The organism is Plantibacter sp. LMC-P-059a, from assembly GCF_030209505.1.
GTDB lineage: Bacteria > Actinomycetota > Actinomycetes > Actinomycetales > Microbacteriaceae > Plantibacter.
On the sequence record NZ_JARVRZ010000002.1, the window covers coordinates 786,139 to 805,446 of the forward strand.

Consider the following 19,308-nt stretch of genomic DNA (forward strand, 5'->3'; position numbering starts at 1 on the left):
CGCGCCGAGCGTCAGATGGACGAGCGCATCGCCCGCTCGAACTGCTCGACGAACTGCGCGCCGGGGTCGGACCAGTCGGCGGCTGTGATCGACGCCGAGATCCGCTTGGCGTGCTCGATCGCGTCGGGACGCTCGACGATGTCGACGAGCCGCCTGGCGATCGCGGCGGGCGACAGGGGCACGTACTCGATGTGCTGACTGTCGAGCACCCCGGTCGTGTTCGGGCTGTCGTTGACGACGGGCACCACCCCGGAGGACATGATCTCCAGCGGGAGCAGCGACATGTCGGTGAGCGACAGCACGAGCCCTGCGGCGCAGCGGTTGTAGACGGCGTTCAGCTCGGAGATGTCCATGGCCGAACGGTTCACGAACGGGAAGCCGGTCTCGTAGCCCGACATGTCCCAGCCGACGAGGTTGATCGTGATGTCCGGGCGCAGCCGGTGGAACTCGGTCAACGCGAGCTCGCCGATCTCCCAGCCGCGCCGAGGCGTCGGCGGACGGGCGTAGAAGAGGATCTCGGTGCGGGGTGCGTCGTTCACGTGCGAGTAGTGCTGCTTGTCGACGGAGTAGTCGAAGTGGTCGCAGCTCATGCCGTACTCGTCGGCGACCTTCCGGGCCAACCACGGACCGGCCGAGAACCCGTGGAACCCGAAGCGGTAGGTGTTCTCGGCGAGGACGTACTCGCTGCTGGCCGGGTAGAACCACGGCTCGAAGTCCTGCACGAACGAGAACCGCTTCGCCGGCCCCTGGTAGCGGAACGCGGGGTACGCCGTCTGCCAGTCGGAGGACACGATGACGTCGGCCCCTGGCGCGATGCCGGTGACCGGGTCGTACCGGACGATGTCTGCCTGCAGCTCCGGGTAGGCGCTGCTCGCCGCCATCATCGCGCGGATCCCGGCGATGTCGACGGCGGGCTGCGTGGATGCCTGGTACAGGTAGATCGTGAGGCGGTGGCCGGCTCGTTCGAGGAACTCCATGAAGCGGAATGCGTTCTGGTGCCCGCCGGAGGTGCGGCTCGGCGGCGAGATCAGCCATGCCACGTCGTAGGGGCGCCTCGGGAACTCGGCGACGTTGAAGTGCCGCGGCACCGTCCAGTCGGCGGCGATCGCGTCGCTCGGGTACAGGTCGGTCGGCTTCCGTCGCATCGGGTTGAACCGTCCGTCGGCGAAGTGCGCGGCACGCCAGAGCGTCGACCGGACCCCCTCGCCACGCATGGCGCGGAGCCCCTGCTCGATCATGCCCATATGGAATCCTGTCCCGTCGATGCCGTCGTCGCCGTCGTGAGGTCGGGTCTCGCCCCGAACGCACGGACCGCGGCGACGACCCGGTCCACCTCGGTGTCGGTCATCGCCGGCCACAGCGGCAGCCGGACGAGGCGTTCGGCGAACCGGACCGCGTGCTGCGGTTCCGACACCACCCGACCGTATCGCCGACCGGCCGCACTCGAGTGGAGCGGTACGTAGTGGAAGGCGGCACCGATGCCGTGTGCCTGCAGGTGGCGGAGGAACTCCTGCTGCACCTCGGCGTCCGGGAGCAGGAGGAAGAAGAGGTGTGCGGCATGCACGCCGCCGGGCGGGTCCATGAGCGTCGCACCGCGGTCGTGTGCCCACTCGGCGAGTTCTGCCGCGTACCGGTCCCAGATCCGGTGCCGGTGCGCCTGGATGACGTCGAAGTCGCGGAGCTGGGTGTCGAGCACCGCGGCGTTCAGTTCGCTCGGCAGGTAGCTGGAGCCGAGGTCGGCCCAGCTGTACTTGTCGACCTGACCTCGGAGGAACTGTGCGCGGTCGGTCCCCTTCTCGCGCATGATCTCGGCGCGGAGCAGCACGGACTCGTCGTTGATGAGCAAGGCACCGCCCTCGCCGCAGTGCACGTTCTTCGTGTCGTGGAAGCTCTGTGCGGCCATCGTCCCGACCGTGCCGAGCCGGACGCCTGCGCCGATGACGCCGAGGCCGTGCGCGTTGTCCTCGAGCAGGTGCAGCCCGTGCTCGGCGGCGAGGCCGAGGAAGGCGGGCACGTCGACGGGGACTCCGCCGTAGTGCATGACCGAGATCGCCCGGGTGCGTGGACCGATGGCGTCGGCGACGTGCTGCGGGTCCAGGTTGCCCGTCGCCGGGTCGCTGTCGACGAAGACCGGGGTCGCCCCGGCGAGGACGACCGCGTTCGCCGCGGAGGGGAACGTGAAGCTCGGGAGGATGACCTCGTCGCCGGGTCCGACGCCGATCAGCCGGGTCATCATCTCGAGCGCGTGGGTGCCCGACGTGGTGAGGAGGACGTGCTGGGCGCCCGTGATCTGCCGGAGTCGGTCGGAGGCCGACGCCGTGAACCTGCCGTCGCCGTGGACGTGGTCGGACGCGAGCACCTGCTCGAGCTGTGCGAGTTCACCGGGGGCACGGTAGGGCTTCGACAGCGGGATCCGCGGCGAGATCCCGACCTCGGCCATCATCGGCCACCCAGCAGCAGCGCGACGATGAAGACCGCCGCGACGATCACGACCGCGACGATGACGATGGTGGCGATGATCCCGATGCCGACCGTCGGTGAGTCCTCGACGGTGGCGCGACGCTCATCGTCCCGTCGTCTTACGCTCACGTGTCGTTCCTCATGCTGATCCCCCCGGATGTCGATCGGGCGGTTCGCACCGACCCACCGGGCATGTTGGAGCCCGCCCGGGTGTTCCAGTATCGGTCGCCCGACGATCGACCCACATCCTGCTGCGGGCTACTCCACCCCCGCCACCTGGCGGGTTCCGAAGCCGGACCGTCACCGCTCCATCCCCTGGGCTCGTAGGGTGAGAGTCGAGCTGAGGAGACCCCGTGATCAGAGTGGCCGTCGTCGACGACGAGGCGTTGGTGCGATCCGGGTTCGAGCTCATCCTCGGCGCCGTCGAGGACATCGAGGTCGTCGCCTCCGTGGACGGGGTGGAGGCGATCGAAGCCATCCGCGCGAGTGGTCCCGACGTCGTCCTCCTCGACGTCCGCATGCCCGGCCGCAACGGGCTCGACATCCTCGACGAACTCCAGACCTGGGACGACCCGCCCGTCGTCGCGATCCTGACCACCTTCGACTCCGACGACTACATCGCGCGCGCCCTCCGCAGTGGCGCCGCAGGGTTCCTCGTGAAGGACACCGACCCCGAGCAGCTCCCCATGCTGCTCCGTTCGCTGTCGGCAGGCGGCATCGTGCTCTCGCCGCAGGTGTCCCGGACGCTCGTCGGCGGTTTCGCCAGGAGCGCCGACCGCGAGGCGGCCCGGCGACTGTCGGGCTTGACCGGCCGCGAGCAGGACGTGTTGGCGGCGCTGCGGACGGGCGCGTCGAACACGGAGATCGGCGAGGCGCTGCATCTCAGCCGGGCGACGGTGAAGGACCACGTGAGCGCGATCCTCGCCAAGCTCGACGTCACCACCCGGCTCGAGGCGGCGATTATCGCGGAGCGCGCCGGTGTCCGTGTCGACGAGACGGATCACGCATGACCCGCCGATCCCGGCTCTGGTCGGTCCTCATCGAACTCGCCGTCATCGCGGCGGCCGTGGTCGAGAGCCTCGCGACGCTCGAATGGGCGTCGCCCTGGGAGTCGGGGCTGGCGATCGCAGCGGCGGTCGGACTGATCTTCCGGCGACGGTGGCCGTGGATCGCGCTCCTCTTCGCCGTGCCGGCGTTCACCCTCAACCTCGCGACCCTCGCGGGCCTCGCCTCGCTGTTCTCCGTCGCGGTCCGGGAGCGCCGACGCTGGCGGCTCGTCGCGACGGGCATCGTCGTCTTCGTCCTCGCGGCCGTGCCGTGGTGGGGTTGGAACTCGGCCAACTACACGATCCTGTCCATCGTCTACGCCGGCCTGTACGCGGCGGCGCCGATCGCTTTGGGCCTGCTCGTGCGCACCAGACGGGAGCTGTTCGACCGGATCCGCGATCTCGAGCAGGTCCGCCGGACCGAGCGCGCGCGCATCGCCTCCGACGTCCTCGTCGAGGAGCGCACGCGCATCGCGAGGGAGATGCACGACGTGGTCTCCCACCAGGTCAGCCTCATCGCCGTCCAAGCTGGGGCGATCCAGGTACAGACCGAGGAGCCGGGGACGAAGCGGATGGCGGTCACGATCCGTTCGCTCGCCTCGCGCACCCTCGACGAGCTCCGCGACATGGTCACCCTGCTCCGCGCGGAGACGGGGCATGCACCGTTGGCGCCGCAACCGACGGTCGAGGACCTCAGCCGGCTGATCGCCGACAGCGGCATCGACGTCACCTCCGGCATCGAGCTGCCGGACGGGCTTCCGGCGCCGCTGCAGCGGGCGATCTACCGGACGGTGCAGGAGGGCCTCACGAACGCCCGCAAGCATGCCCCGGGAGCGCCCGTCGAGCTCCGGGCCAGTGCCTCACCCGACGAGGTCACCGTGGTGATCCGGAACGCCCGTCCGGCGCGGTCTGCGAGCACCACGTGGTCGTCGGCGGGCCACGGGCTCGTCGGCCTCACCGAGCGGGCGGAACTCCTCAACGGGACGCTCCTCACCGAGGACGCGCCCACCTCCTTCACGCTGACGTTCCGCGCTCCGTACTAGCGGGTCAGGTACTAGCGGGTCAGGCCTGCGACTCCTCGTCGCGCTCGTCGCCGAACAGCGGCCGCTGGAAGCGTCGCTCGAACCGCAGGATGCAGCCGGTACCGCGCACCAGCTCGTAGGCCTCGATGCACTCCGGGTCCGTCTCGGCGGCGATGCGGTACTGCTCGTACGCGGCGAGCGACGGGAAGGTGAACAGCGCGAACGCCTCGTCGTTGTCACCCTCCGCGGGGAGGAAGTAGCCGTGGTGATCACCACCGAGCCGGTTGACGAGACGGATCCAGCGCCGCCCGTATTCGGTGAAGGTGTCGAGCTGCTCGGGGTCGATCCGGTAGCGCAGGTGGATGGTGATCATGCGTCCCAGTCTGGCGGTTCCCCGACGACCGTCGTCATACGGGGCTTCCGGGACCACCCGACACCTACGCTGGAACGGTCCCCAGCACGCCACGGAAGGTGATCGAGATGAGTTCCGAGTACGACGACGCGGCCGCGAACGGGCTCGCCCACGCCCTGCGTGTGCCGGCCTCCTCGGACCGACTCCAGGCCGCGCTCGCAGCCGGCACCACGCCGAAGCCCGCCTACATCGAGGTGCTCGTCGACCGGTGCGCCGTCGAACCCGACTTCTTCGTGCGCGACATGCTCACCTGGGCCCTCGTGCGCCACGACCCAGAGGTGACCGTGCCGCGCCTCATCGAGGAACTCGGGTCGGTGTTCCCGCAGGCGCGTAGCCAAGCGCTCCACACCCTGTCGAAGACGGGCGACCCGCGCACCTGGTCAGCGATCACCCTCGCACTCCTGGAGGACGACGAGGATCAGGTCGCCCGAGCCGCATGGCGCACCGCCGCAGGCGTCGTGCCCGAACGCGAGGCGCCGGCACTCGCCGAGTTGCTCGCACGCCAGTTCGGGCGCGGCGACCGCGACGTGCGGCTCAGCCTGACCCGTGCGTTCCTCTCCATCGGCGAGCTCGCGGTGGACGCCGTCGAACAGGTGGCGGACGCCGAGCAGTCCGAGCGCGAGGCACGGGTGCACGCCCGCGCGACCGCCAGGATGCTGCGCGACCCGGAGCTCGACTTCGACGAAGCGGTCCAGGAAGCGCAGCACGCCTTCCGCCAGGGACGCTGACGGCGCGGATGCGCCGCGTCGCCCTCAGCGCAGCCGGGCGGTGCGCAGGGTCGCCGTCGCACTGTGCGCGGCCATGCCCTCCGAGTCGGAGATGACCTGCACGGCATCGGCCAGCTCGGGCGTCGCCGCCTCCGCGATCCGCTGGTAGGTGAGCGGCTTCAGGAAGCGCGACACCGACAGCCCGGCACTGTGCTTGGCACCGCCCGCCGTCGGGAGCACGTGGTTCGTCCCCGCCATGCCCTTGTCCGAATACGCGACGGTGCTCCACGCGCCGAGGAAGATCGAGCCGTAGTTGAGCAACCGGTCGTGGTACCAGGCGTCGTCGGCCGCGATGACCTCGAGGTGCTCGGGCGCGAGGTCGTCCATGAGTGCAGCGGCGGTCTCACGGTCGTCGGCCACCGTCACGGAGCCGTAGTCGCGCCACGCCGGCCCGCAGATCGACTCGGTCGAGAGCGTCGGCAGCTGCCGTTCGACCTCGGCCACGACCGCGCGGCCGAGCTCCTCCGACGTCGTGACGAGCGCGGCCGGCGAGTTCGGCCCGTGCTCGGCCTGCCCGAGGAGGTCGGCGGCCACGAGGATCGGATCCGCGGTCTCGTCCGCGAGGACGGCGACCTCAGACGGACCGGCGAGGAGATCGATCGCGACCGTGCCGAACAGCTGCCGCTTCGCCTCGGCGACGAAGGCGTTGCCCGCGCCGACGAGCATGTCGATCGGCAGCTCGCCGAGCAGCCCGTAGGCCATCGCGGCGAGCGCCTGCACCCCGCCGAGGACGAAGACGCGGTCGACACCGGAGACGTGTGCGGCGTAGACGACGGCGTCGTTCGCACCGCCGTCGGGCTGCGGCGGCGTGCAGGCGATGACCGTCGGCACACCGGCCTGCTTGGCGACGCCGACCGTCATGAACGCGCTGGCGGTGAGCGGGAAGCGGCCGGCCGGGAGGTAGGCGCCGACGCGGGAGACGGGCACGTACTTCACGCCCGTGACGAGTCCGGGGACGAGCTCGGTCTCGAAGTCCTGCAGGTGCGCGCGCTGCTCCTGGGCGAAGGCGCGGGTGCGCTCGCCACCGAGGTCGATGGCGGCGCGGAGGTCGGCGGGGAGGCGGTCGCCGCTGGTCGCGATCTGCTCGCGCGTCAGCTCGACGTCGCCGCCCTCGTACCGGTCGAGACGCTTGGCGGCGTCGAGGACGGCGTCCATGCCGCGACGTTCGATGTCGAGCAGCATGGCGGAGACGGTCTCGATGACGGCCGGGTCGCGCTGCGCCGGTGGAGCGTCGACGAGTGGGGTCTTGAGGTGGTGGAAGGAGCCGGCGAGGGACTGGAGCACGGGAGGACTGAAACGCATGCTGCGAGCGTACGAACGCGGTGCGCGGGCGACAACGGGGGACGTGCCTGCGCGAGCCATCGGGTCACCCGATACGCCGATGCGGGCTGGTGATCAGCGGGCCAGCGGCCAGCGCTCAGCGCCTCGGGGTCGTCGCGATCACCTGCTCGGGCTCCGCCGCGGCGAGCAGGGTGTGCTCGGCGAGTTCGGCGATCCGTGCGGTGGCCGGCGACAGGTAGGCGCCCTCGCGCTGCACGAGGGCGATCGTGTCGTAGAGCGGTTCGGCGAAGGGCGTGAGGGTCAACTGCTCCGGGAACCCGCCGGTGCGGGCGACCGTACCGGACACGATGGTGTCCGCGGCGCCGGTCGCCGCGAGGCTGAGGGCGGTCTCCACGTGCTCGACCTCGACGGCGGGCTCGATCGACCGGCCCTGCAGCCGAGCGCGCTCCAGCAGTTGGAGCCGCGTGGGGTCCCGCCACCCGGCGTAGGCGTCGTAGAGCACGAGCTTGGCGTCCGCGAACTCGTCGATCCCGACCGGGCCTGCGGCGGGATCCCGGGTGGTGGAGGCGTAGAAGACCTCGTCGCGGAAGAGCGGCCGGATGGCGAGGCCCGTGACGGGCACGGGGAGGACCACGAGTCCGGCCTCGATCTCGCCGCTCGCGACGGAGTCCGCGACGAGCGCGGAGTTCAGCCCCACGAGTCGCACGCGCACATTGGGGTACCGCTGGTGGAAGCGCTGCACGAGGTCGGAGAGCTCGTAGTAGGCGGCGTTGCGGAGGACACCGAAGGTGCACACGCCGCCGTCGAGCGAGGTGATCGCGGACAGCGCGTCGAGTCCGCCGTCGATGGCGGCGACCGCGCGCCTGGCGTGCTCGCGGAGCTCCTCGGCAGCCGCCGTCGGGACGAGCCGACGCGCACCGCGGGCGAACAGCTGGAGGCCGATCTCGCGCTCGAGGCGGCTCACGAGTTCGGACACGGAGGCCTGGCTGCTGTCGAGTTCGGCGGCCGCGGCGGTGAACGACCCGCTCTCGTAAGCGGCGAGGAAGGCGCGGAGTTGCGCGAGGGTCATGCGGTCAGCCTAGCGATGGCGGTCGGACGAGCCCTCGGCGGCGACCGCCCCGTACAGCTCCGGCCGCCGGTCCGCGAGCACGTCGTTGCGCGGGCCGATCCGGGTCGCGCCCCGGTCGATCCGGACGGTCGCATCCACCCGTCCCCGTGCGTCCTTGGCACCGACGGGCCAACCGTCGGCCGGGATGATCGTGGTGCCCTCGGTCCACGGCTTGCCCGCCTCGGTGCCGGAGCGGTCGCAGCAGACGATCGGGATCGCGGACGCGCGCGCCGCGGCCATCGCCTGCACGACCTCGGGCGCGCGTTCGCCGACCGGTCGATCGACCAGAGGCCAGTTCGTCGGGACGACGAGGAGGTCAGCTCCCCGGAGGGCCAGACCGCGTGGCACCTCGGGGAACTCGAGATCGTAGCAGACGAGGACGCCGAGCCGGCCGAGGGGCGTCTCGACCACCGGCTGGGTCTCGCGGCCGGCCACGAAGACGGTCTGCTCCTCGTCCCACAGGTGCACCTTCCGGTAGACCCCGAGGGTGCCCGATGCGCCGAGGACCAGGGCACTGTTGTGGATCGTCTCGCCGTCCCGTTCGCAGAAGCCGACGACCACCACGGTGTCTCCGGGGAGCAGCGACGCCCAGTCGGCGAACACGGGCGCGTCGCTCGGGAGCGCGACCGCTCGGGCCGCCTCCGGACCGTCCAGGTAGTACCCGCTCGTCGCGAGTTCGGGCAGCACGAGGAGTTGCACCCCGTCCGCGACGGCGTCCCGGATGGCCGCCTCGATGGTGTGGAGGTTGCCGTCGAGGTCACCGAGGACGGGGGCGAGCTCCTGGGCGCGGACCCGGACACTCCGCGCGTCGGGGTCGGTGTGGTCGATGGCGCCCGTCGGGTCGGTGCTGGTCATCCAGCGATCATACGAAGCCGCGGCGGACGGGACCATCGTGTTCCCCGATGGCTGGGATCGGGGCATGGCCGATTGTGCGCGTCCGTGGGCGGCGGATACCGTCGTCGGCACGAGCGAGTCACCGACCCGAGGCAGACCCCGCTGCCCGCCGCACTCCTCGACCGCCCGAGCCCCGGAGGCCAGCCATGGCGACACCCGCCGCATCCTCGTCCACGCCCGGCCCAGCCGCCGGAGCGGGTGACGCCCAGCCGTCCCTCGTCGAGTCCCGCTCCATCGACTGGGTCCCGCTCGACGAACGCCACGGTCGCCCGCGTTCCCTGTTCTCGCTCTGGTTCATGTCGAACGCGCAGGTCACGACCCTGGCGACCGGCATGCTCGGTGCGGCGCTCGGAGCGAACCTCGCGACGTCCCTCCTCGCGATCGTCCTCGGCGTGGCCGTCGGGACCGTGTTCACGGCCTTCCACTCGGCGCAGGGCCCCCAACTCGGCCTCCCGCAGATGATCCAGTCGCGCGCCCAGTTCGGGTACCGCGGCGTCGTCCTCATCTGCGCGATCGTCGTGTTCAGCCTCGTCGGCTTCAACATGTTCAACCAGATGCTCGGAGCGGACGTCCTCACCATGACGACCGGCGTCGACGCCGGTGCGGGCTGGTACGTGCTCATCAGTGGCGTGGCCGTCCTCCTCGCGATCTTCGGCTACTCCTGGATCCACCGCACGCAGTCCTGGCTCACCGCGCTCTTCCTCGTCACCTTCGGGCTGTTCACCGTCGTCGTCCCCTTCGTCGTGCCACTCCCGGCCGACGCGCTGTCCTTCGCGGAATTCAACTGGGTCGCGTTCCTCGTGCAGTTCGGCGGCGCAGCGGCCTACGCACTCGGCTGGGCCCCGTACGTCTCCGACTACTCGCGCTACCTCCCGCCGCAGACCAACCCCGGCCGCGCCCTCGCCTACACCTACGGCGGCGTCTTCGTCGGTGCCGTCTGGCTGATGGGGCTCGGTGCCTTCGTCGCCAGCGCGTTCCAGGGCGCCGACCCGCTCGAAGGGGTCCGCGATGCGGCCGACGCGATCCTTCCCGGCTCGGGCACCTGGTTGCTCGTCGCCGCACTGCCCGGGCTGATCAGCGTCATCACGGTCAACATCTACGCCGCGTCGATCGAGACGATCACGATCATCGACTCCATCCGACCGGTCCGGCCGACGCGCGCCCTGCGGGTCATCACCTGTCTCGCCATCGCCGCGCTCGCGGTGATCGGGTCCCTGCTGAGCACCGGCGAGTTCCTCGCGAACTTCAGCAGCTTCCTCGTCGTCCTGCTCTACGTCCTCGTGCCGTGGACCTCGATCAACCTCGTCGACTACTACCTCGTGCGGAAGGGCCACTACGTGGTCCGCGACATCTTCACCCCGAACGGTGTCTACGGCGCCTGGGGGTGGCGGGGCCTCGTCGCCTACGCGATCGGGATCGTCGCGATGATCCCGTTCGTCGTGACGGTGTGGTTCACCGGTCCGATCGCGCAGGCGCTCGGCGGGGCCGACCTCGCCCTGTTCATCGGCCTCGCCGCGTCCGCGGTCTCGTATGTGCTCCTCTCCCGGTCGCTCGACCTCCGCAGCGAGCGTGCGGCCGCCGAGCGCGACGTCACCGAGACCGGCCACCAGGCCGTCGCGTTCACCACCCGGCGCCGCTGACCGCAGGCGGGTGCGCGCCCGCTCCGCGGCACACGATTACACTCGACGACGTGATCGGATCGGACGGAACGGGCGAGCCCGACGCACCCGACGGCACCGACACCCCTGACAGCATCGACACCCCTGACGACACCGACACCCGCATCGCGGACCCGGCCCCGAAGCACACGCCGCTGTGGACCGTCCTGTCCGCCTGGCTGCTGCGCGTCGAGCGATGGCTGCAGTCCCGCGGCGGCTCCCGACTGCGGGGCGTGCTGTGGCAGCTCTGGGGTCTCGTCGCGATCGGCGGGATCCTGCTCCTCGTCGGCCCGGTCATCAACCCACCGCTGACCCTCGACGACCTCACCGCCGAGGCGTCCGACGTCACGGACAGTTGGATCGCCCGCTCCTTCTCCGCCGACTACCAGGTCACCACCGACGAGGACGGTCGGCTCGTCACCGACGTCGAGGAGCGCATCGACGCCTTCTTCCCGAAGGACCTCGAGGACTCCACCATCGAACGGGTGCTCGCCACCGAGTACGAGGGGCACGCCCTAGACCCGTCCGGCATCACGGTGACGCTCGACGGCGTGGAGCAGGACGTGACCCGGGAGCGGGCAGCGGTCTTCCTGAGACTCGTCATGAAACCCGGCGAGCGGCTCACGGGAGATCACGACCTCGTCATCCGGTACCGGCTCTCCGATCTCGCCTACGTCACCCAGGACACCGCCACCGGGCAGCCCGTCGACCTGCTCCGGTGGGACGTCTTCGGACCGGACCTGCAGCAGGCCGTCGCGAAACTCGACGTGCGGGTGACCATCCCGCAGGAGCTCGACGACCGGCTCGTCCGGCAACCGCGCGGCTCCTTCGCCTGGACCCTCGTGGGTGCCGGGCAGTGGCTCACCCCCGAGCCGGACGCGGCACCGGGCGAGGTCACCTACGGCTTCACGGTCGACGACACGGCCCCGCCGCACTCGCAGGCGCGGTTCACCATGCCGTTCGAGGCGGGATCGATCACGATGCCCCCGCAGTCCTGGATCTTCTGGTTGCAGACCTTCGGTCCGGTCCTCCCGATGCTCGTCCTCGCCGCGACGCTCCTCCTGTCGTTCGCCGCGCGGGCCGTCGCGTGGGGCGACGCCCGCGGACGCCCGTGGTACGTCGCCCAGTCGGAACCGCCTGCCGGCATCTCGCCGCGTCTGGCCGCTCACCTCCTCCGGTCGCCCGCGACGATGGAGCTCGCCGAACGCCTCAAGGACGCCGCGATCAGCGGAACGAAGCAGCAGGCCAAGCGACAGGCGCGCCTCATCGCCGCGGCTGGTGCCGCCAAGCGGGCCGGCCGTCTGGGCGACCGCCCCCGCGCCCTGCGCCGCTACCTCACGGGTCCGGAACGCGCCGGGCAGGTCCGGGAGGGCCTCCGCCGGGTGCCGAAGGGCTTCGTCCGCGACTGGTTCATCGCCGCTCCCATCGCCCTGACGCTCCTCCAGTGGGGCATCGTCCGGCAGCTGTCGCACCAGACCGTCCTCGCGGTGGTGTGGTGGCCGCTCGCCTTCGTCGCGCTCTCGACCGTCTTCGCCGTCATCGTCCTCACGATCGCGCTGACCGCCAGGCCGTTGACCCGCAAGGGTGCGCTCGTGAAGCAGCATCTGCTCGGCATCCGGGTGTTCGCGGAGCGGACGCAGCTGCTCGACCGTGCCAGCCTCCGCGACCGACTCCTGCCCTACGCCGTGCTCGGCGCGCCGCCCCGCGCGACCGGCCGACGGGTGGCCGCGCTCATCGCCCCGGAGATCACCATGCCGGCCGCCACGGCCGATCGTGCCTCGCGTGCCGAGGGATCGCGGACCGGCTTCCTCACCGCACCACGCATCGCCGTCCGCGTGCTCGCCCTGCTCCTCGTGGCCGGCGCGATCGTCGCGGTCAACGTGCTCCCCGCTCCCTCGACGGAGAGCGCGACGCCCCGTTCGTACACCGGTGACATCGCCGGATCGACCCTCACGAGGGTCGCCTCGGCCGAGTTCGATGCGGTCCTGGAGCGGACCGATCGCGACGGCGCCCGGCTGCGCACGACCGAACGGCTCGGCGTCGACTTCTCCGATGAGGGCGCGGTGCCCGGGCAGGTGGTGCGCGAGTGGCCCGCCGCCGTCGACGGCCAAGACCTGGGTCTCGCTGTGGACACCGTGACGATCGACGGCGAGGACGCTCCCTTCACGACGGAACAGGAGGACGGTCGACTGCTGCTCCGCACGACCTTCGGTGAGGTGCTCACCGGTCTGCACGACGTCGTGATCCAGACGACCGCCACGACGCCCGCGACAGCCACCACCGTCGATGGCCGCGACGTCGACCGGATCCACTGGGTCGCCCTCCTCGACGGCTGGTCGAGCAGTACCTCGTTCGACGAGGACGACCCGCCGGAACCGTTCCGGTTCAGCTTCACCGCCGACGACGCGTTCCTCGACGACGCCGTCAGCGCCGGCTGGACGCCGGACGAGGCCGCGGCCTGGAGACCATCGGCGGCCGAGGACGGTTCCGGGCAGGAGACGGTGACACTCGACCTCGCGCCGGACGACGGACGGTGGCCGCTCGACGCCCGCTACGACGACCTCGGTGTAGCCCTCGACCTCCCGGCCGGCGCCGTCGCCGGGACCGACGCCGGTGCTGCAGCCTGGTCCAGGACGGCGGCGCTGGCCCCGGGGTTCCTCACCCTCCTCTTCGCCGGTGTCTCGATCCTCGGCTGCGTGATCGGCGCGCTCGGCACCGTGCGCGGCCGTGGTCGGGTGCGGGAGCCGGGACTCCTGCGCGACGCCGTGCGCTGGCTGACCCCCTCGACCTTCGTCGCCGCAGGTGTGCTCGGGGTCTGGACCTTGACCGGTATCGCGGGTGATGACCCGTTCGGCGACCTCCTCCTCGGTGCGCTCATCGCCGACGTCGTCGCGATCCTCGGCTGGTACATCATCGCCATGCGGACTCCGTCGCGCGCCTGACCGACGAGCGTCGCAGGCTGCGGGATAGCATCGTCGGATGTCGACCACCGGGCCCGCCGAACTCCTCCGCCTCACTGCATTCGCCGCCGAACCGGGCGGCGGGAATCCTGCCGGGGTCGTCCTCGACGCCTCGCAGCTGTCGGACGCCGAGATGCAGGAGATCGCGACCGAGGTCGCGTACCCCGAGACGGCGTTCGTCGTCGACCCGGCAATCGACGACGACGACCGCCACGTGCGGCTGCGCTACTTCTCCCCCGGCGCCGAGGTGCCGTTCTGTGGCCACGCCACCATCGCGACGGCCGTCGTGCTCGCCGAACGCCGAGGTGTCGGTCGGTTCACGCTGGAGACGAACGTCGGACCCCTCGTCGTCGAGACGCATGACGACCCTGAGACCCACTCGATCACCGCGTCGTTCACGAGCGTCGAGCCGACCGTGCGTGATCTCGACCCGGAGGTCGCCGATCGACTGCTGTCGATCCTCGGGCTCGAGCGGTCGGACCTCGACGAGCGGTGGCCGCTCCGTGAGTCGTTCGCCGGGAACCGGCATCCGGTCGTCGCGGTCCGCGAGCAGGAGGTCTTCGACGACTTCACCTTCGACCCGGCCACGCTGCGCCGGCTGATGGATGAGCAGGGCTGGGCCGGAACAGCCACCATCGTCCACGATCACGGCTTCGACGACGCGGGGCACCTGCACGTCGAGGCGCGCAACCTCTTCCCCGTCGGCGACATCACCGAGGATCCAGCCACCGGTTCTGCGGCTGCTTCGCTTGGCGGCTACCTGCGTGCGCTCGGACTCCTCACCCCTCCGGCGCGGATCCTCATCCGGCAGGGCCACCACGTGGGCGCCCCCAGTCTGCTGACGGTCGACGTCCCCGCCACCGGCGGCATCACCGTGTCCGGGACGGCGAGCCCGATCGGGTGAACGTCACCACCGGGTACCCGCGCTCCACGTCCAGCGTCACCTCGGCCGCAACGCCGTAGACGTCGGCGATGAGTTCCGCGGTGAGCACCTCGCTCGGTGCGCCGGCGGCGACCACCCGGCCGGCGCGGAGCACGACCACGCTGTCGCAGTACATCGCGGCGAGGTTGAGGTCGTGGATGGCGATCACAGTGGTCAGCGGGAGCGCGCAGACGAGGTCGAGGAGCTCCAGCTGGTGTCGGATGTCGAGGTGGTTCGTCGGCTCGTCGAGGAGCAGCTCGCGCGGCTCCTGCGCGAGGGCGCGCGCGATCTGTGCACGCTGACGTTCACCTCCGGAGAGGGTGTGCCAGAGGCGGCCAGCCTGGTCGAGCAGGCCCACGTGCGCGAGCGCGCGCTCCACGGCGGCGTCGTCGGACACGGTGTCGCCGCCGAGTCCCGAGCGGTGCGGGATCCGTCCGAGCCGGGCGATGTCGCGCACCGTGATGTCGACGTCGGTCTCGGCGTGCTGGGTCACCGAGGCCACCGAACGCGCGATGCGCCGCCGACCGACCGAGGCGAGGTCGACGCCGTCGAGCGTCACGAGCCCGGCGGTCGGCTTCACGAGACCGTGGAGCACCCGCAGGAGGGATGACTTGCCCGAGCCGTTCGGCCCGAGGAGGCCGACGGTCTGTCCCGGTTCGGGGTGCAGGGTGACGCCGTCGACGACGAGCGCACCGCCGCGGTTCCAGGTCACGTTCTCCGCGTGCAGCGTCATCCGCGCTTCCTCCTCCGCGCCAGCAGCGCGATGAACACGGGCACCCCGACGAGTGCCGTCCCGACACCGACCGGCAGGGGCGTCGGCGAGAACGCGACGCGCGAGCCAGCGTCGACCCACACCATGAAGATGGCGCCGATGATCGCGGTCGCCGGGATGAGCCGACCGTGCCGCGGCCCGACGAGCAGGCGGGCGGCGTGCGGGAGGACGAGTCCGACGAACCCGATCGCCCCCGCGACACTGACGAGGGTCGCCGTGATGAGGGCGGTCGCGACGAGGAGCACCGCGCGCGTCCGTCCCACGTGGATGCCGAGGGACGCCGCGACGTCCTCGCCGAATGCGAAAGCGTCCAGCGCGTGGGCGTAGCGCAGGCACAGGAGGGAGCCGGCGACGACGACGATCGCGCACAGGATCACGTCGTCCCAGCGCACGCCCTCGAGCGAGCCGAGCAGCCAGAACATCACGCCGCGCGTCTCGTCGGAGTCGGCGAACGCGAAGATGACCAGTGACGTCAGCGCCGAGAACAGCTGGGTGCTGGCCACCCCGGCGAGCACGACCCGGTCGGTCCCGCCGCCGGAGAGCCGGGCCAGCAGGAGCACGAGTCCGAACGCGACGAGGGCGCCGATGAACGCGCCGCCCGAGAGTCCGATCGATGCCCCGCCGAGTCCGAGGATCCCGATGGCGACCGCACCGGTCGACGCACCGGAGGAGATGCCGAGGATGAACGGGTCGGCGAGGGGGTTCCGGAGCAGCGACTGCATGATGACGCCGCACAGCCCGAGTCCGGCTCCGCATGCGGCGGCGACGAACGCCCGGGGCAGGCGCTCCTCCCAGACGATCGCGTCCTTCGACAGCTTCACCGGGATGTCGGTTACGCCGAGGTGGTTGGTGACGATGTCGCGCACGTTGACGAGCAGGATGTCTGCCGGGCCGAGGGTGATCGCCGCCCCCACCGAGATGAGCAGCAGCAGCACGCCGGCGAGGACGAGGACCCCGGCGATCACCGCGCGGCGGGCTCGGGGTGCAGGCCGTCGGGCCGTGTCGACGCTCGTCGCTGTATCCGGTTTCGTCACCGGGTCGGGGTTCAGAGCTCGTCCTCGTGCTCGACCCACCACGCCTTGATCTTCTCGAGGCCGTCGACGAAGCGGATGGACGGGTTCAACTCGGCGCCGTGGAGGGCGATGTACCGCTGGTTGCGGACTGCGTCCATGGTCTTCGTGAGTGGGTCGGATTCCAGGAATGCGATCTTGTCGTCGAGGCGGTCGCCGGGGAACCGGTCGCGTTGCAGGTCGCCGAGGACGAGCACCTTCGGGTCGCGGTCGACGAGGTCCTCCCAGGTGGTCGCCGGCCAGTCGTCGGTGGCCTCGGTGAAGACATTCTCGAGGCCCGTGGTCGAGGCGAGGAGCGCGGCCGAGCCGAGTCCGCCGCCCACGTAGGGCGTCTTGGTGTCGGCGAACCAGAACGCGACGGTCGTGCCGTCGAAGTCGACACCCTCGGTCGCCTTCGCGGCCCGGGCCTGCAGATCGGCGACGAGTGTCGCTGCGCGGTCGGAGACGTCGAAGACCTCGCCCAGCTCGGTGATCTCCTGGTACAGCGCGTCGATGGTGAGTGGTGCCGTGCGTGTCCCGCCGCCGTTGATGCTCGTGCCGTTGTCGCAGTCGGTGGGCGAGAGGTAGCTGGCGACACCGGTCTCGGCGAAGCGGTCGCGTGGGGCGACGCCGCCTTCGTTGAAGTGGCGGCCGAAGGAGGCGGTGACGAAGTCCGGGTCAGCGCCGAGGACGACCTCGTAGGTGGGGGCGTTGTCGGCCAGGCGTGGGACGTCGGCGTTGGCGGCGGCGAGGGAGTCGAGGACGGGGTCCGTCCAGGAGGCGGTGCCGACGATCCGGTCTTCGAGCCCGAGGGAGAGCAGGATCTCGGTCGAGTTCTGGTCGAGTGAGACGACCCGCTGTGGTGCGGCGTCGATCGTGACCTCGGTGCCGCAGTTGTCGAGTGTGAGCGGGTACTCGGTCGCGCCCTGCCCTGCGGCGGCTGTCGACTCCGGTTCGACGGCTTCGGAGGCGCCACAGGCGGAGAGTCCGAGGGCGAGGACGGCTGCGAGGGCGAGACTGCTGGCGGCGCGCTGGTGCACGTCGACTCCTTCATTCAGGGCGGGGACCTAGGAAGGATAGCCTTACCTGACTGACGGGCGCGAATCGAGCGCTACGCAGGGGAAGGGGCAGTTCCGCGAGTTTGCTCCTGCGTTGCTGCCCAGCTTGCGAGGAGTGCCATCGCTTGTTCCGACGCGGAATCCGGTTCGGTGCCGTAGGCGACGAGGGTGAGTCCGTCATCGGCGGTGAGGTCCATGGCTTCGAAGGTGAGCTCGATCTCGCCGACGACGGGGTGGTGGACGCGTTTCTTGCCGGTGCGGTGGGCGTAAACATCGTGCGCGGCCCAGCGGACCCGGAAATCCTCACTCCGGGTGGAGAGTTCGCCGATCAGATCGGTGAGTCGCTTGTCGTAGGGTCGTCGGCCGGCTTCGCCGCGGAGTGCAGCCACGAGGTCGGACGCGAGACGGTCCCAATCGGGGTAGAAGTCGTTCGAGCGCGGGTCGAGGAAGGTGAACCGTGCGGAGTTCGGTGGCCCGGCTGGGTCGATGAACATCGGCGCATACAGGGCCCGACCGAGCGTGTTGGTGGCGAGCATGTCGGATCGCCCGTTCCTGATGACGGCAGGGGCTCCGATGCTGTCAAGGAGTCGTTGGATCGTCGGACGGACCCGGTTCGCAGGTGTTCTTCGGCGTGCGACCGGGGAGGCGTTCGCGACGTGAGCAAGATCGAGCAGGTGGGCGTGCTCGGCCTCGTCGAGTTGGAGGGCGCGCGACAGCGCTTCGAGGACGCTCTCCGAGACGCCGGCGAGATTGCCACGTTCGAGGCGGACGTAGTAGTCGACGCTGACGCCGGAGAGCATCGCGACCTCCTCACGGCGCAGCCCGGTGACGCGACGCTGGCCACCCAGGTCCGGAAGACCCGCGTCGTGTGGGGTGAGTTTCGCCCGCCTGGTCGTCAGGAACTCCTGCACCTGCGCTTTCGTATCCACCCTGCAACGGTACGTCGCCTCGGTCGGTCCTGGGAGGTACCGCCAGGAACTCCCGCCCCGCTGAGGCGGGCTCGTAGCGTCGAGGTATGGACACGTTCACCCTCAACAACGGCATCGACATTCCCGCCCTCGGCCTCGGCGTCTTCCAGACCCCGCCGGATGAGACCACCGCCGCAGTCGTCTCAGCCTTGCAAGCTGGCTACCGGCACATCGACACCGCAGCGGCCTATGCGAACGAACGCGGCGTCGGTGATGCGATTGCGGCGTCTGGCCTCGACCGTTCCGAGGTCTTCATCGAGACGAAGATCTGGATCAGCGACTACGGCTACGACCAGACGCTGCACTCCTTCACCAAGAGCGCCGGCAAGCTCGGCGTCGACCAGATCGACCTCCTCATCCTGCACCAGGCGCTGCCGACCGCATTCGAGCAGACCATCGGCGCCTACCGCGCCCTCGAACAGCTGCTCGCGGACGGCAAGGTCCGCGCGATCGGCGTCAGCAACTTCATGGTCGAGCACCTGACCCGCCTCCTCGACGAGACGGGTGTCGTGCCGTCGGTGAACCAGATCGAGGTCCACCCGTACTTCCAGCAGCGCGAGGTCCAAGCGTATGGCGCCGAGCATGGCATCCTCACCCAGGCATGGTCACCGATCGGCGGCATCACCTCCTACCGCGACTCGGAGCGCCGCAGCTTCGACGAGCCCGTCATCCTCGCGATCGGTGAGCAGTACGGGAAGTCGGCCGCTCAGGTGATGTTGCGCTGGCACATTCAGGAAGGCCGCCAGGTCATCCCGAAGTCCACCAGGCCTGAACGCATCGCCGAGAACATCGACGTGTTCGACTTCAAGCTCACCGACGACGAGCTTGCGCAGATCGACGCCCTCGAGACCGGTGTCCGCGGCGGGCCCGTGCCGGAGGCCGTCACCCTCGCAGCGTTCGGCCGCGACATCCCCGACGCCTGACCACAGGC

The 19,308-nt window shown here is 70.6% G+C and carries 18 protein-coding genes; 7 read left to right on the forward strand and 11 right to left on the reverse strand.

Going from position 1 to position 19,308, the window contains the following annotated elements; translation table 11 throughout:
* Positions 1-11 precede the first annotated feature (11 nt).
* The 3 genes from QRN27_RS07235 to QRN27_RS07245 are packed head-to-tail and all read right to left on the reverse strand — an operon-like array spanning position 12 to position 2,589.
* Positions 12-1,238: a rhamnosyltransferase WsaF family glycosyltransferase gene (locus QRN27_RS07235; protein WP_285041363.1), complete on the reverse strand. Its 1,227-nt coding sequence runs from the start codon at positions 1,236-1,238 to the stop codon at positions 12-14.
* Entirely contained in the window at positions 1,235-2,440 is a 1,206-nt protein-coding gene (gene rffA / locus QRN27_RS07240) for a dTDP-4-amino-4,6-dideoxygalactose transaminase (protein WP_285041364.1), read from the reverse strand. The genes QRN27_RS07235 and rffA overlap by 4 nt, the downstream gene beginning before the upstream one ends.
* Positions 2,440-2,589 (reverse strand): hypothetical protein, encoded by a 150-nt coding sequence (locus QRN27_RS07245; RefSeq protein WP_285041365.1) that lies wholly within the window; start codon positions 2,587-2,589, stop codon positions 2,440-2,442. The genes rffA and QRN27_RS07245 overlap by 1 nt, the downstream gene beginning before the upstream one ends.
* Positions 2,590-2,813: 224 nt before the next feature.
* Here QRN27_RS07245 and QRN27_RS07250 point away from each other — a divergent pair, with 224 nt between their 5' ends.
* Positions 2,814-3,470, forward strand: coding sequence for a response regulator (locus QRN27_RS07250; RefSeq protein ID WP_285041366.1), 657 nt, complete (start codon positions 2,814-2,816; stop codon positions 3,468-3,470).
* The gene (locus QRN27_RS07255; protein ID WP_285041367.1) at positions 3,467-4,549 is read left to right on the forward strand and encodes a sensor histidine kinase; all 1,083 of its coding nucleotides are present in this window, start codon (positions 3,467-3,469) and stop codon (positions 4,547-4,549) included. Before QRN27_RS07250 ends, QRN27_RS07255 begins: the two co-directional genes overlap by 4 nt.
* Positions 4,550-4,568: 19 nt before the next feature.
* Here QRN27_RS07255 and QRN27_RS07260 read toward each other — a convergent pair whose 3' ends face one another.
* Positions 4,569-4,901, reverse strand: coding sequence for an NIPSNAP family protein (locus QRN27_RS07260; RefSeq protein ID WP_056009492.1), 333 nt, complete (start codon positions 4,899-4,901; stop codon positions 4,569-4,571).
* A gap of 107 nt (positions 4,902-5,008) precedes the next feature.
* On the opposite strand from QRN27_RS07260, the gene QRN27_RS07265 reads away from it, so the two are divergent.
* On the forward strand, positions 5,009-5,668 hold the full coding sequence (locus tag QRN27_RS07265) for a HEAT repeat domain-containing protein (protein ID WP_285041368.1): 660 nt from the start codon (positions 5,009-5,011) through the stop codon (positions 5,666-5,668).
* 24 nt (positions 5,669-5,692) lie between these two features.
* On the opposite strand, the gene hisD is transcribed toward QRN27_RS07265, so the two are convergent.
* The 3 genes from hisD to QRN27_RS07280 all read right to left on the reverse strand — a co-directional run bounded on the left by hisD (position 5,693) and on the right by QRN27_RS07280 (position 8,951).
* Entirely contained in the window at positions 5,693-7,009 is a 1,317-nt protein-coding gene (gene hisD / locus QRN27_RS07270) for a histidinol dehydrogenase (RefSeq protein ID WP_285041370.1), read from the reverse strand.
* A gap of 115 nt (positions 7,010-7,124) precedes the next feature.
* On the reverse strand, positions 7,125-8,057 hold the full coding sequence (locus tag QRN27_RS07275) for a LysR family transcriptional regulator (RefSeq protein WP_285041371.1): 933 nt from the start codon (positions 8,055-8,057) through the stop codon (positions 7,125-7,127).
* Positions 8,058-8,066: 9 nt separating this feature from the next.
* Positions 8,067-8,951: a nitrilase-related carbon-nitrogen hydrolase gene (locus tag QRN27_RS07280; protein ID WP_285041372.1), complete on the reverse strand. Its 885-nt coding sequence runs from the start codon at positions 8,949-8,951 to the stop codon at positions 8,067-8,069.
* A gap of 185 nt (positions 8,952-9,136) precedes the next feature.
* Here QRN27_RS07280 and QRN27_RS07285 point away from each other — a divergent pair, with 185 nt between their 5' ends.
* The 3 genes from QRN27_RS07285 to QRN27_RS07295 are packed head-to-tail and all read left to right on the forward strand — an operon-like array spanning position 9,137 to position 14,512.
* Entirely contained in the window at positions 9,137-10,630 is a 1,494-nt protein-coding gene (locus tag QRN27_RS07285) for a purine-cytosine permease family protein (RefSeq protein ID WP_285041373.1), read from the forward strand.
* Positions 10,631-10,680: 50 nt separating this feature from the next.
* Complete coding sequence (locus tag QRN27_RS07290; RefSeq protein WP_285041374.1) at positions 10,681-13,590, forward strand: hypothetical protein; 2,910 nt, start codon at positions 10,681-10,683, stop codon at positions 13,588-13,590.
* A gap of 37 nt (positions 13,591-13,627) precedes the next feature.
* A complete protein-coding gene (locus tag QRN27_RS07295; RefSeq protein ID WP_285041375.1) occupies positions 13,628-14,512 on the forward strand; it encodes a PhzF family phenazine biosynthesis protein in 885 nt (294 codons plus the stop codon).
* On the opposite strand, the gene QRN27_RS07300 is transcribed toward QRN27_RS07295, so the two are convergent.
* The 4 genes from QRN27_RS07300 to QRN27_RS07315 form a co-directional block, all read right to left on the reverse strand.
* A complete protein-coding gene (locus QRN27_RS07300; protein ID WP_285041376.1) occupies positions 14,478-15,263 on the reverse strand; it encodes an ABC transporter ATP-binding protein in 786 nt (261 codons plus the stop codon). The genes QRN27_RS07295 and QRN27_RS07300 overlap by 35 nt on opposite strands.
* Entirely contained in the window at positions 15,260-16,336 is a 1,077-nt protein-coding gene (locus QRN27_RS07305; RefSeq protein WP_502929482.1) for a FecCD family ABC transporter permease, read from the reverse strand. Before QRN27_RS07305 ends, QRN27_RS07300 begins: the two co-directional genes overlap by 4 nt.
* Positions 16,337-16,347: 11 nt before the next feature.
* A complete protein-coding gene (locus tag QRN27_RS07310; RefSeq protein ID WP_285041377.1) occupies positions 16,348-17,391 on the reverse strand; it encodes an ABC transporter substrate-binding protein in 1,044 nt (347 codons plus the stop codon).
* Positions 17,392-17,462: 71 nt separating this feature from the next.
* A complete protein-coding gene (locus QRN27_RS07315; RefSeq protein WP_285041378.1) occupies positions 17,463-18,338 on the reverse strand; it encodes a helix-turn-helix transcriptional regulator in 876 nt (291 codons plus the stop codon).
* An 86-nt stretch (positions 18,339-18,424) separates the two neighbouring features.
* On the opposite strand from QRN27_RS07315, the gene QRN27_RS07320 reads away from it, so the two are divergent.
* Positions 18,425-19,300 (forward strand): aldo/keto reductase, encoded by an 876-nt coding sequence (locus tag QRN27_RS07320; RefSeq protein ID WP_285041379.1) that lies wholly within the window; start codon positions 18,425-18,427, stop codon positions 19,298-19,300.
* The last annotated feature ends 8 nt before the right edge of the window (positions 19,301-19,308 follow it).